General features: G+C 61.9%; 11 protein-coding genes. 10 read left to right on the forward strand and 1 reads right to left on the reverse strand.

Annotation, left to right across the window (positions count from 1 at the left end; all coding sequences use genetic code 11):
* Positions 1-33: 33 nt before the first annotated feature.
* Positions 34-1,023, reverse strand: coding sequence for an alpha/beta hydrolase family protein (locus U862_RS0128805; RefSeq protein WP_025113551.1), 990 nt, complete (start codon positions 1,021-1,023; stop codon positions 34-36).
* Between the two features lie 74 nt (positions 1,024-1,097).
* Between U862_RS0128805 and U862_RS0128810 the strand changes: the two genes are divergently transcribed.
* From U862_RS0128810 to trpE, 10 genes are all read left to right on the forward strand, one after another.
* Positions 1,098-3,494, forward strand: a complete 2,397-nt coding sequence (locus tag U862_RS0128810; protein ID WP_025113552.1) for a PAS domain S-box protein — start codon at positions 1,098-1,100, stop codon at positions 3,492-3,494.
* 113 nt (positions 3,495-3,607) lie between these two features.
* Entirely contained in the window at positions 3,608-4,249 is a 642-nt protein-coding gene (locus U862_RS0128815; protein ID WP_177327384.1) for a response regulator transcription factor, read from the forward strand.
* Positions 4,250-4,603: 354 nt separating this feature from the next.
* Positions 4,604-5,728 (forward strand): ABC transporter ATP-binding protein, encoded by a 1,125-nt coding sequence (locus U862_RS0128825; RefSeq protein WP_025113553.1) that lies wholly within the window; start codon positions 4,604-4,606, stop codon positions 5,726-5,728.
* Positions 5,729-5,776: 48 nt separating this feature from the next.
* Positions 5,777-6,820, forward strand: coding sequence for an ABC transporter substrate-binding protein (locus U862_RS0128830; protein WP_025113554.1), 1,044 nt, complete (start codon positions 5,777-5,779; stop codon positions 6,818-6,820).
* 160 nt (positions 6,821-6,980) lie between these two features.
* Complete coding sequence (locus U862_RS0128835) at positions 6,981-8,228, forward strand: ABC transporter permease (RefSeq protein WP_025113555.1); 1,248 nt, start codon at positions 6,981-6,983, stop codon at positions 8,226-8,228.
* Between the two features lie 12 nt (positions 8,229-8,240).
* Entirely contained in the window at positions 8,241-9,065 is an 825-nt protein-coding gene (locus tag U862_RS0128840; protein WP_007966446.1) for an ABC transporter permease, read from the forward strand.
* A gap of 223 nt (positions 9,066-9,288) precedes the next feature.
* Positions 9,289-10,437: an iron-containing alcohol dehydrogenase gene (locus U862_RS0128845; protein ID WP_025113556.1), complete on the forward strand. Its 1,149-nt coding sequence runs from the start codon at positions 9,289-9,291 to the stop codon at positions 10,435-10,437.
* 113 nt (positions 10,438-10,550) lie between these two features.
* Positions 10,551-11,225 (forward strand): ribulose-phosphate 3-epimerase, encoded by a 675-nt coding sequence (gene rpe / locus U862_RS0128850; protein ID WP_003228808.1) that lies wholly within the window; start codon positions 10,551-10,553, stop codon positions 11,223-11,225.
* On the forward strand, positions 11,222-12,040 hold the full coding sequence (locus U862_RS0128855) for a phosphoglycolate phosphatase (RefSeq protein WP_025113557.1): 819 nt from the start codon (positions 11,222-11,224) through the stop codon (positions 12,038-12,040). The genes rpe and U862_RS0128855 overlap by 4 nt, the downstream gene beginning before the upstream one ends.
* Positions 12,041-12,111: 71 nt before the next feature.
* Positions 12,112-13,593, forward strand: coding sequence for an anthranilate synthase component I (gene trpE / locus U862_RS0128860; RefSeq protein WP_025113558.1), 1,482 nt, complete (start codon positions 12,112-12,114; stop codon positions 13,591-13,593).
* The last annotated feature ends 141 nt before the right edge of the window (positions 13,594-13,734 follow it).

A 13,734-nucleotide genomic window follows, 5' to 3' on the forward strand; every position in this document is an offset into this window, starting at 1 on the left:
CGGGCTTGCTCGCGAATGGGGCGACCCGGTCTGTCAGTCGGTCTTCTGTGGATTCAACCAACCACGCACCCGACGAAACAGCTGTTCCTGCTCGGCCTTGTTGTCCGGCAACGCCTTGAGCGCCACCTGGCTGAAGGCTGAAGTCTTCAAGCGCTTGCTGGCCTGCATGCGCTCCAGCGCCGCGTTGCGATCCAGCGCCTTGTCCATGTAGAAAATGTCGGCAGTCGGCAGCTTCAATGTCGGTGTCAGCTCGGCCAATTGTGGTTTGGCCTTGGCCGGTGCCTGGGCGTCGACCATGACGAATTTTTCCACCTGGGCGGTCTGCCGCTCGCTGAGAAAACGCGCCGCCCAATAAGCGCCAGTGCCATGACCGAGCACCACGATGTGCCGGGCACTTTGCTGTTCGGCGTAGCCGATCGCGGCATCGATACGCGCAAAGATGCGGTCGGCGTCAGCCTTGGCTTGCTCTTCGCTGGTCTCGGCAACCACTTGGTCTGCCACCTCGGCTTCACCGCCAGCGGCCTGCTCGATCGGTTGGGCGGTGGTGGAATCCTTACTGCCACTTTCCGCAGCTTTCGGCGTCGCCGGGGCTGCCATCACCCGCGGTGCGATGGCATCGCTTTGCAGGTCGGGCAGGGTGATACTCAGACTGCTCCACTCGACGTCGGGCAATTTATTTCGTAGCGGGCCGATGACTTGCGGCCAGTCAGCCGTTTCGCCGGCGCCTGGGACAATAATCACCGCACCTTTTGGCTCGGCGGTGTTGGCCGGTTTCCACAGCGCGAGGAAGGTGTCGGCGCCGGCCTGCAATTGCTGCTGTTCTTGTGCCGGGACTTTGCGTTCAAGTGCCGCGGCCTCTTCCTGACTACGCTCAAGCAGTGGCTGGCGTTCAGCCGGTTTTTCGGCGGCCGGTTGCTCGGCGGTGGAGGCGGGCGCCGGATCAGCGGCCTCGACGGAAAACGCACAAGGCAGGATCAGCGACAGGCACAATGCTGGCATTGCCAGGCGGTAGACAGAGGGCATCGGTTATTCCAGGCCAGAAAAGTATCCCGGCAGCCTAATGGGTTGGTCAGAATTTGTCAGTGTACGAGACTTCAATGATGCGTTTTTGCTGCCTGTGGGTTATCGGCTGGTTGTGTTTTCCCTTGATGGGCTGGGCAGCGTCTGCGCCGGCAGCGCATGCCGCGCCGTTGACGTTCAGTGAGCAGCAGTGGCTGGCGCAGCACCGTGAGTTGCGGGTAGGCCTGGTCCTGCAGGCGCCGTACGCGCAATACGATCGGCGTCTGCAGCGACTGTCCGGGGCCAACGTCGAATTGATGAAGACACTGGCCAAGACGTTGAACGTCGAGCTGAGCTGGCGCAATTTCCAGGATCTGGCGCAACTGGAAGACGCAGCCCGTGAAGGCGAAATCGACATCGCCCCGGGCCTGACCCAGACCCCCGGGGCGCTGCGGCTGTGGCTGTTTTCCGATCCGTATATGCGCGTACCGCAACTGGTGGTCAGCGACCAGAAGAGCGGCGGCGTGGTGGAGCTGGAGAAAGTCGACAGCCTGGCCCGCGTCGCCGTGCGCATGCCCAGCGCCACCGCCGATTATTTGCGCAGCAATTATCCGCACCTGAATCTGCAAGGCGTGCCGCTGGAGCGTCAGGCGCTGCAACTGCTGTTGAGTCAGCAGGCGTCCTACGCCGTGGTGGATGAGGCGCAACTCGGGCGCTTGTCCGCCGAACCTGAGTTCGCCGGGTTGGTGGTGGTCGGTGATATCGGGCTGCCGCAACTGTTGCGGGTGGCTACGCGACGCGACTGGCCGCAGCTGGCCGCAATTGTCGAAAGCGCGTTGCGGGCGATCCCGGCCAAGGATCTGGAGCGCCTGCACACGCAATGGCTTCAACCCAAGTATCCGCGTCTGTCGGAGTCGCCAGGGTTCTGGCAGAACCTCAGCCTGCTGTTCGCCGTGATGCTGCTCAGTTGTATCGCCATTGTCTGGTGGCAGCGGCGTCAGCAGCACAGCCTTGAACATCGGTTACTGGCAGCGCGAGAAGACATCGCCCTGCGCGCAGCCAGCGAAGAGGCCCTGCGCCTGACCCAGTTTTCCATCGACCAAAGCACCGTCGGCATTCTCTGGGTCAACTGGGACAGCCATGTGCGCTACGCCAACCGGGCGGCGGAAAGCATGCTCGGTTATCCACAGGGCGCGCTCATCGAACGGCCGCTGATCGACTTCGAGCCCGGCCTGCACATGGACCGCTGGCTCAACCTGTGGAAACGTGCGCGGGCCAGTGAAGAAGGGCCGTTGAGCTTTGAAACCAGTTGCGTGCGCGCCGATGGCAGCGTCTTGCCTGCGGACGTATCGCTGAGTTTTCTGCGGTTTCGCGACAGCGAGTACCTGGTGGTTTATCTCACCGACGTCACCGAGCGCCGCCGCGCGCTGGCCGCCTTGCAGGAGAGTGAAGCGCGCCTGCAAGGCATCGCCGCCAACGTGCCGGGGCTGGTGTTCCGCCTCGAGCGCGCACCGGTGACCGGGCAGATCGATTTCGCCTACATCAGTGAGGGCAGCGAAAGTCTGGTCGGTTACGCACCGGCCACCATCGCGCACCGTGACATGGGCCTGCGCAGTCTGGTGCATCCCGATGACAAGGCCAGTTATCACCAGACCCAGGATCAAGCGCTGGACACCGACAGCGACTGGTCGTGGCAGGGTCGCATCCTCACCCGGCAGGGCGAGCAACGCTGGGCCGAGATCAAGGCGATCACCCGGCAACTGGAGGACGGTGCCTATGTCTGGGACGGTATTGTCTGGGACATCAGCGAAAGCAAGCGCATCGAACTGGAACTGGCGGCGTCCCGCGAGCAACTGCGCGAGCTGTCGGCGCACCTTGAGAGCGTGCGTGAAGAAGAGAAGGCGCGCATTGCCCGGGAAGTGCACGATGAGCTGGGACAGATGCTCACGGTGCTGAAACTGGAAACCTCGATGTGCGAGCTGGCCTATGCGCAACTCGACCCTGGGCTGAATGAACGGTTGAACAGCATGAAACGCCTGATCGCCCAGTTGTTTCAGCTGGTGCGCGACGTGGCGACCGCGCTGCGGCCGCCGATTCTCGACGCCGGGATCGCCTCGGCGATTGAGTGGCAGGCGCGGCGGTTCGAGGCGCGCACGCAGATTCCGTGTCTGGTGCAGGTGCCGGACAACCTGCCGGCGCTCAGCGATGCCAAGGCGATCGGGCTGTTCCGGATTTTGCAGGAGGCGCTGACCAATGTGATGCGCCATGCCCAGGCGCATACTGTGGAGCTGACGCTGGCGCTGGAAGGCGACGAATTGTGTCTGACGGTCAGTGATGATGGCGTAGGCTTTGTCGCCGCCACCGGCCGCTCGACTTCCTTTGGTCTGGTGGGCATGCGCGAGCGCGTGCTGATCATGGGCGGGCGCTTGCTGCTTGAGAGTGAGCCGGGGGAGGGCACCAGTCTGGTGGTGTGGGTGCCGGTGACCGAGGTCTGATTTTTGTGGTGTTGATGCTGGCCTCTTCGCGAGCAGGCTCGCTCCCACATTGGAATGCATTTCCCTGTGGGAGCGAGCCTGCTCGCGAATGATCCTGACGCTGAAGAAGAACAATGGAGAAGAACGTGATCCGTGTACTGGTAGCCGAAGACCACACCATCGTCCGTGAAGGGATCAAGCAATTGATCGGCCTGGCCAAGGATCTGCAAGTCGTGGGCGAGGCGAGCAATGGCGAGCAGTTGCTTGAGACCCTGCGCAGTGTGCCGTGCGAAGTGGTGCTGTTGGATATCTCGATGCCTGGGGTCAACGGGCTGGAGGCGATCCCGCGGATCCGCGCGCTGAACAATCCGCCGGCGATTCTGGTGCTGTCCATGCACGATGAAGCGCAGATGGCTGCCCGCGCGCTGAAGGTGGGCGCGGCGGGGTATGCGACCAAGGACAGCGATCCGGCGCTGTTGCTGACGGCCATTCGCAAAGTCGCGGCCGGCGGGCGCTATATCGACCCCGAGCTGGCTGACCGGATGGTCTTCGAAGTCGGCCTGACCGACACGCGCCCGTTGCATTCGCTGCTGTCCGAACGTGAGTTCTCGGTGTTCGAGCGCCTGGCCCAGGGCGCCAACGTCAACGATATCGCTCAGCAACTGGCCCTGAGCAGCAAGACCATCAGCACCCACAAGGCGCGGCTGATGCAGAAGCTCAACATCACCTCGCTGGCCGAGTTGGTGAAGTACGCGATGGAACACAAACTCCTCTGAGCCACACCGCAATCTAAAACTGTGGGAGGGGGCTTGCTCCCGAATGCGGTGGGCCATCCAACTTATTTAGCGACTGACACACCGCATTCGGGAGCAAGCCCCCTCCCACATAAGATCTCCACCGTGCTCAGGATTGAGCTCATATCCATTAACGACATGTGCTTTTGCCTGTTCTTGCGGCTCGCCGCTTGTTGCTTGCCGCTGCGGTTGCCAAAACGCGCCATCCTTGTAGGGCAATCCCTACCCCCAACCTTCCATCCGGCTGAGGCGATTCTCTCCTGCGCCCCGATTTGCGTGGCTGGCGCCAGCCACTAGGCTTAATCCACAGCAGTTACCAATAACAAAGGTGTGGGTATGAGCCAGGTCGATTCAAACGCAGGGGCCAGTGACGTGCTGGTCAGCTTTCGTGGAGTGCAGAAGAGCTACGACGGCGAGAACCTGATCGTCAAAGACCTCAACCTGGACATTCGCAAAGGCGAGTTCCTGACCCTGCTCGGGCCGTCTGGCTCCGGCAAGACCACCAGTCTGATGATGCTCGCCGGGTTCGAAACGCCGACCGCCGGCGAAATCCTCCTGGCTGGCCGCGCAATCAACAACGTGCCGCCGCACAAGCGCGACATCGGCATGGTGTTTCAGAACTACGCGCTGTTCCCGCACATGACCGTCGCCGAAAACCTCGCCTTCCCGCTGACCGTGCGTGGCCTGAACAAGAGCGACGTCAGCGACAAGGTCAAGAAAGTCCTGAGCATGGTCCAGCTCGATGCCTTCGCTGCGCGTTATCCGGCGCAACTGTCCGGTGGTCAGCAGCAGCGGGTGGCGCTGGCCCGGGCGCTGGTGTTCGAACCGCAGCTGGTATTGATGGACGAACCGCTGGGTGCCCTCGATAAACAGTTGCGCGAACACATGCAGATGGAGATCAAGCACCTGCACCAACGCCTCGGCGTGACCGTGGTCTACGTGACCCACGACCAGGGCGAGGCCCTGACCATGTCCGACCGCGTGGCCGTGTTCCACCAGGGCGAGATCCAGCAGATCGCCCCCCCGCGCACCCTCTACGAAGAACCGAAAAACACCTTCGTCGCCAACTTCATCGGCGAGAACAACCGCCTCAATGGCCGCCTGCTCAGCCAGAGCGGTGAGCGCTGCGTGGTCGAGCTGGGCCGTGGCGAAAAGGTCGAGGCGCTGGCGGTCAACGTCGGCCAGACCGGCGAACCGGTGACCCTGTCGATTCGTCCGGAACGCGTCAGTCTCAATGGCTCGAGCGATCAATGCGTCAACCGCTTCTCAGGGAGGGTGGCGGAATTCATCTATCTGGGCGACCACGTCCGGGTGCGCCTGGAAGTCTGCGGCAAGACCGACTTCTTCGTGAAACAGCCGATTGCCGAGCTCGATCCAGCGCTCGCGGTCGGGGACGTGGTACCGCTTGGCTGGCAGGTCGAGCACGTACGTGCACTTGACCCGCTGTTAGAGGCGAACTGATCGCCCCCGCAATACCAACACCAACCCTGCACGTGGAGAGAACAATAAATGTTGAGATCCCTGAAGTTCACCGCCCTGACCCTGGGCCTGATGGGGGCGGCCAGCGCAATGGCCGCTGGCCCGGATTTGACTGTGGTGTCGTTTGGCGGGGCGAACAAGGCTGCGCAGGTCAAAGCCTTCTATGCACCGTGGGAAGCAGCGGGTAACGGCAAGATCGTCGCCGGTGAATACAACGGCGAAATGGCCAAGGTCAAAGCCATGGTCGACACCAAGAGCGTGTCGTGGGACCTGGTGGAAGTCGAATCGCCAGAATTGGCCCGTGGCTGCGATGAAGACATGTTCGAGCCGCTGGACCCGGCGCTGTTCGGCAAGTCTGAAGATTACGTCAAGGGTGCGATCCAGCCTTGCGGCGTGGGCTTCTTCGTCTGGTCGACCGTGCTGGCCTACAACGCCGACAAGCTGAAAACCGCGCCGACCAGTTGGGCCGATTTCTGGGACACCAAGAAATTCCCGGGCAAGCGTGGCCTGCGTAAAGGCGCCAAGTACACCCTGGAATTCGCGTTGATGGCCGACGGTGTGGCGCCGAAAGACGTCTACAAAGTGCTGGCTGGCAAAGACGGCCAGGACCGTGCGTTCAAGAAGCTCGATGAACTCAAGCCAAGCATCCAGTGGTGGGAAGCCGGCGCGCAACCGCCGCAGTACCTTGCTTCCGGTGACGTGGTCATGAGTTCGGCCTACAACGGTCGTATCGCCGCGGTGCAGAAAGAATCCAACCTGAAAGTGGTGTGGAACGGCGGGATCTACGACTTCGACGCGTGGGCCATCCCCAAAGGCCTGGACAAGGCGCGTGCTGAAGCGGCGAAGAAATTCATCGCCTATTCGGTCCAGCCGCAGCAGCAGAAGACCTACTCGGAAAATATCGCCTACGGCCCGGCCAACACTCAAGCAGTCCCGCTGCTGAGCAAGGACGTGCTGAAGGACATGCCGACTACCCCGGAAAACATCGCCAATCAGGTGCAGATCGACGTCAGCTTCTGGGCTGACAACGGCGAGCAACTGGAGCAGCGCTTCAATTCCTGGGCTGCAAAGTAAGCGCACGACCCTGTGGGAGCGGGCTTGCTCGCGAAAGCGTCAGCACATTCAACATTGATGTCCACTGACACGCCGCCTTCGCGAGCAAGCCCGCTCCCACATTTAAAAGTTCGAGGCGGTTCACTGCCTCTGTAACGATCAAAGATTTGCGGAGTACGTCATGGCCATCGCCGTTCCCCTGAACGAGGGCGCCAGCCCCACCTTGAAGCAGAAGCTCAAGCGCGCCGAACGGGTCAACCGCTGGAAAGCCCAGGCGTTGATTGCGCCGTTGGTGCTGTTTCTGTTGCTGGTGTTCCTGGTACCGATCGTGGCGCTGCTCTACAAAAGCGTCGGTAACCCGGAAGTGGTCGGCGGCATGCCGCGCACCGTGGCGGCCATCGCCAGTTGGGACGGTCGCGGCCTGCCCGCTGAACCGGTGTACAAAGCGGCGGGCGAAGACCTTGCCGAAGCCCGCAAAAACCAGACGCTGGGCGACTTGTCCAAGCGCTTGAACATGGAGTTGGCCGGCTATCGCAGCCTGCTGACCAAAACTGCCCGGGCGCTGCCGTTCACCAGCGAACCGGCCTCCTATAAAGAAGCACTCGAAGGCCTCGACGAGCGCTGGGGCGATCCGGCCTATTGGCAGGCGGTCAAACGCAACACCAGCAGCATCACCCCGTATTACCTGCTGGCAGCGGTCGATCACCGCATCGACGACCTCGGCGAACTGGCCCCGGCCACTCCGGATCAGGCGATCTACCTCGACATCTTTGCGCGCACTTTCTGGATGGGCCTGATCATCACCGTGATCTGCCTGTTCCTCGCGTATCCACTGGCCTACCTGCTGGCGAACCTGCCGTCGCGCCAAAGCAACCTGCTGATGATTCTGGTGCTGCTGCCATTTTGGACCTCGATTCTGGTACGGGTCGCAGCATGGATCGTGCTGCTGCAATCGGGCGGGTTGATCAACAGCGCGCTGATGGCGATGGGCATCATCGACAAGCCGCTGGAGTTGGTGTTCAACCGCACCGGTGTGTACATCTCGATGGTGCACATCCTGCTGCCGTTCATGATCCTGCCGATCTACAGCGTGATGAAAGGCATCTCGCCCACCTACATGCGCGCCGCCATCTCGCTGGGCTGCCATCCATTCGCCAGTTTCTGGCGGGTGTACTTCCCGCAGACCTATGCCGGCGTCGGCGCCGGTTGCCTGTTGGTGTTCATCCTCGCCATCGGCTACTACATCACCCCGGCGCTGCTCGGCAGCCCGAACGATCAGATGGTCAGCTACTTCGTCGCGTTCTACACCAACACCAGCATCAACTGGGGCATGGCCACTGCGCTGGGCGGCTTGTTGCTGCTGGCGACTGTGGTGCTTTATCTGATCTACAGCTGGCTGGTGGGCGCCAGTCGCCTGCGCCTGAGCTAAGGGGAATTTGAAATGCTGAGTCCTTACATGTCGCCCATCGAACGGGTGTGGTTCTACAGCTTGCGGATTCTCTGCGGCCTGATCCTGCTGTTCCTGATTCTGCCGGTACTGGTGATCGTGCCGCTTTCGTTCAACTCGGGCAGTTTTCTGGTGTATCCGCTGCAAGGCTTTTCCCTGCATTGGTATCAGGACTTCTTCGCCTCGGCCGAATGGATGCGCTCGCTGAAGAACAGCATCATCGTCGCCCCCGCCGCGACCGTACTGGCGATGGTCTTCGGCACTTTGGCCGCGATCGGTCTGACCCGTGGCGACTTCCCCGGCAAGTCGCTGGTGATGGCGCTGGTGATTTCGCCGATGGTGGTGCCGGTGGTGATCATCGGTGTGGCGAGTTATCTGTTCTTCGCGCCGCTGGGGCTGGGCAACAGCTTCTTCTCGCTGATCGTGGTGCACGCGGTGCTGGGTGTGCCGTTCGTGATCATCACCGTGTCGGCGACGTTGCAGGGGTTCAACCACAACCTGGTGCGGGCGGCGGCCAGCCTCGGTGCTTCGCCGCTGACCACGTTCCGCCGGGTGACCTTGCCGCTGATTGCACCGGGGGTGATTTCCGGGGCGCTGTTTGCCTTTGCGACATCGTTCGATGAGGTGGTCGTGACGCTGTTCCTCGCCGGCCCCGAGCAGGCGACCTTGCCACGGCAGATGTTCAGCGGGATCCGCGAGAACCTCAGCCCGACAATTGCAGCTGCCGCGACGTTACTCATCGCTTTCTCCGTCATCCTTCTTCTGACTCTGGAATGGCTGCGCGGTCGTAGCGAGAAACTGCGCACCGCTCAGGTCTGAAGCCGTACTCGGTGAAAACTGTGGGAGGGGGCTTGCTCCCGAAAGCGGTGGAACAGTTGAAATAGATGTCGACTGACCCACCGCTTTCGGGAGCAAGCCCCCTCCCACAGGGGATATTTGGTGTGTTCAGAGGTTTGGGTCATTCATGGAGTGAATGGCAGACAACCCCAAACCCTCAGCTACGCTTGTGCTCAGCTCCCACATTTATAAGAGGCTGCGCACGATGAGTCTGTCCCAGTTCAAAATCGCTCACAAACTGATCACCGGCGCTGCGGCTATCGAGCAACTGGCGGCGGAACTCACTCGCCTGGATATCGACAACCCGCTGATCGTTACCGACGCCGCGCTGGTCAAGTCAGGCACCGTGGAGCTGGCGCTGTGCCAATTGGGCGGGCGCGAGTACGAGATCTTCGACCGGGTGCTGCCCGACCCGGAAATCGCCATCGTCGAAGACTGCATGCGCGTGTACCGCGAAGGCGGGCATGACGGCTTGATCGGCCTCGGCGGCGGCAGTGCCATCGACATCGCCAAAAGTGTCGCGGCCTACGCCGGTTATCACGGCGCGCTGGAGGATCTGTTCGGCGTCGATCAGGTGCCACGCAAAGGCCCGCCGCTGATCGCCATCCCGACCACCGCCGGCACCGGTTCGGAAGTGACCAACGTGGCGATCCTTTCCGACAAGGTCGCGCAACTGAAAAAAGGCATCGTCAGCGACTATCTATTGCCGGACGTGGCGCTGGTCAGCCCGCAAATGACCCTGACCTGCCCGCGCAGCGTCACCGCCGCCAGTGGTGTGGATGCACTGGTGCATGCCATCGAATCCTATCTGTCGGTCAACGCCTCGCCCATCACCGACGCGCTGGCCCTCGGCGCGATCAAGCTGATCGCCAGGTCGCTGCCCAAGGCCTACGCCAACGGCGCGAACCTGCAGGCCCGGGAAGACATGGCCACCGCCAGCCTGATGGCCGGCATGGCGTTCGGCAACGCGGGGGTTGGCGCGGTGCATGCGCTGGCGTACCCGCTGGGCGGGCGTTTCAACATTGCCCATGGCGTGAGTAATGCGTTGCTGCTGCCGTATGTCATGACCTGGAACAAGATGGCCTGCGTCGAACGCATGCAGGATATCGCCGAAGCCATGGGGGTGAAGACTGCGCATCTGAGTGCCATGGAGGCGGCGGACAAAGCCGTGCAGGCGATGAGCGAACTGTGTGCGGCGGTGGAGATTCCGGCCGGGCTGCGCAGTTTCGGTGTGCCGCAAGAGGCGATCCCGGCCATGGCCGTGGAGGCCGCGGGGATCGAGCGTTTGATGCGCAACAACCCGCGCAAGCTCAGCGCCGCAGACATCGAGAAAATCTACCGCGCGGCTTATTGAGCCGCGCTCGGTCAGCGCTCATGGCACAACCCAATCATCGCGGTTACGGTGCGCGCGTCAAAGCATGAGGCTACAATGCGCGCCATCGTGATTTAGCTCAGAAAAGGTGCGTCATGCAGCCCTTCGTAATTGCTCCGTCGATTCTCTCCGCTGACTTCGCCCGCCTCGGCGAAGAAGTGGACAACGTTCTGGCCGCCGGTGCCGACTTCGTCCACTTCGATGTCATGGACAACCACTACGTGCCGAACCTGACCATCGGTCCGATGGTTTGCGCCGCACTGCGCAAGTACGGGATCACCGCGCCGATCGACGCGCACCTGATGGTCAGCCCGGTGGATCGCATCGTTGGCGACTTCATCGAGGCCGGCGCTACCTACATCACCTTCCACCCGGAAGCCACGCTGCACGTCGATCGTTCGCTGCAACTGATCCGTGAAGGCGGCTGCAAATCCGGCCTGGTGTTCAACCCGGCGACCCCGCTGGACGTGCTCAAGTACGTGATCGACAAGGTCGACATGGTCTTGCTGATGAGCGTCAACCCAGGCTTCGGTGGGCAGAAGTTCATCCCCGGCACCCTCGACAAACTGCGCGAAGCGCGGGCGATCATCGATGCCTCGGGCCGCGACATCCGTCTGGAAATCGACGGCGGCGTCAACGTCAACAACATCCGTGAAATCGCCGCGGCCGGTGCGGACACTTTCGTCGCCGGCTCGGCGATCTTCAATGCGCCGAACTATCAGGAAGTCATCGACAAGATGCGTTCCGAACTGGCGCTGGCGCGCCCATGAGCGGTTTTGAGCAGCTGTTCCCGGGGCAACTGCCACGGTTGGTGATGTTCGATCTGGATGGCACGCTGATCGACTCGGTTCCCGACCTGGCGGCGGCGGTGGACACCATGCTGCTCTCCCTCGGCCGCAAGCCTGCCGGTATCGAGTCGGTGCGCGAGTGGGTCGGCAACGGCGCACCGGTGCTGGTGCGCCGGGCGCTGGCCGGCGGCATTGATCATTCGGCGGTGGATGACGTTGAAGCCGAGCACGCACTGGAAGTGTTCATGGAAGCTTACGGCGCGAGCCACGAGCTGACCGTGGTCTATCCCGGCGTGCGCGACACGCTCAAATGGCTGCACAAGCAGGGCGTGGCGATGGCGCTGATCACCAACAAGCCGGAGCGCTTTGTCGCGCCGCTGCTGGATCAGATGAAGATCGGCCGCTACTTCAAGTGGATCATCGGCGGCGATACGCTGCCGCAGAAGAAGCCCGATCCGGCCGCGCTGTTCTTCGTGATGAAAATGGCCAACATCCCGGCCTCGCAATCGCTGTTCGTCGGTGACTCGCGCAGCGACGTGCTGGCGGCGAAAGCGGCGGGGGTCAAATGCGTGGCGCTGAGCTATGGCTACAACCACGGCCGACCAATTGCCGAGGAATCGCCGGCATTGGTGATCGACGACCTGCGCAAGCTAATTCCCGGTTGCCTCGGTACAGCCGCTGAGATAACGTTGCCCGACGCTTCTCAATCCCATTCTGGAAACGCCATCGTGGTGGTCACCCGCAAACTCTGGATGAAAGTCATCAAGGCCCTGGCCCGCTGGCGTTGGCGCGCCTGACTTGTTCCTGGCCGGCCTGCCGGCGCGTTTGCACACCTGACTGATTTGCACCTCACACCACGAGGCACCTTATGATCCGCGAAGAATTCCTGCGCTTGGCCGCTGACGGCTACAACCGCATTCCGTTGGCCTGCGAAACCCTGGCCGACTTCGACACGCCGCTGTCGATCTACCTGAAACTGGCCGACCAGCCCAACTCCTACCTGCTCGAATCGGTGCAGGGCGGTGAGAAATGGGGCCGTTACTCGATCATCGGCCTGCCGTGCCGCACCGTGCTGCGGGTTCACGACCACCACGTGAGCATCACCGTTGATGGCGTCGAGACCGAAAGCCACGACGTTGAAGATCCGTTGGCCTTCGTCGAAGCCTTCAAGGCTCGCTATAACGTGCCGACCGTTGCCGGTCTGCCGCGTTTCAACGGTGGTCTGGTCGGTTACTTCGGTTATGACTGCGTGCGCTATGTCGAGAAGCGTCTGGGCAAATGCCAGAACCCGGATCCGCTGGGTGTGCCGGACATTCTGCTGATGGTGTCCGATGCCGTCGTCGTTTTCGACAACCTCGCCGGCAAGATGCACGCCATCGTCCTGGCCGACCCGGCGCACGCCGATGCTTACGAACAGGGCCAGGCGCAATTGCAGGCGCTGCTGGAAAAACTGCGCCAGCCGATCACCCCGCGCCGTGGCCTTGACTTCAGCAAGCAGCAAGCGGCTGATCCGGTATTTCGCTCCAGTTTCACTCAGGACGACTACGAAAAAGCCGTCGACACCATCAAGGAGTACATCCTTGCCGGTGATTGCATGCAAGTCGTGCCGTCGCAGCGTATGTCGATCGACTTCAAGGCAGCGCCGATTGATCTCTACCGCGCTCTGCGTTGCTTCAACCCGACGCCGTACATGTACTTCTTCAACTTCGGCGACTTCCACGTCGTCGGCAGTTCCCCGGAAGTGCTGGTGCGGGTCGAAGACAACCTGATCACCGTGCGCCCGATTGCCGGTACGCGTCCGCGGGGTGCTACCGAAGAAGCGGATCTGGCGCTGGAAGAGGATCTGCTGTCGGATGACAAGGAGATTGCCGAGCACCTGATGCTGATCGACCTCGGTCGTAACGACACCGGGCGGGTTTCGGAAATCGGCTCGGTGAAGCTCACCGAGAAAATGGTCATCGAGCGTTATTCCAACGTGATGCACATCGTCTCCAACGTCACCGGCCAACTGAAGGCCGGACTGACGGCGATGGACGCACTGCGAGCGATCTTGCCGGCGGGCACCTTGTCTGGCGCGCCGAAGATTCGCGCGATGGAAATCATCGACGAACTGGAACCGGTGAAGCGTGGCGTGTATGGCGGCGCGGTCGGTTACTTCGCCTGGAACGGCAACATGGACACCGCGATTGCGATTCGTACCGCGGTGATCAAAAACGGCGAACTGCACGTGCAGGCCGGTGGCGGCATTGTTGCCGACTCGGTGCCGGCGCTGGAATGGGAAGAAACCCTGAACAAGCGCCGCGCGATGTTCCGCGCCGTGGCCCTGGCCGAGCAAACCCCGGAAAGCTGAGTGCACACAATCCTCCTCTGTGGGAGCGGGCTTGCTCGCGAATGCGGACTGACATTCAAGATTGATGTCGACTGATACACCGCTTTCGCGAGCAAGCCCGCTCCCACATTGTGTTGTGGTCAGGCATAAAAAAACGCGGCG

The sequence above is a fragment of the Pseudomonas sp. H1h genome (assembly GCF_000633255.1).
Classification (GTDB): Bacteria; Pseudomonadota; Gammaproteobacteria; order Pseudomonadales; family Pseudomonadaceae; genus Aquipseudomonas.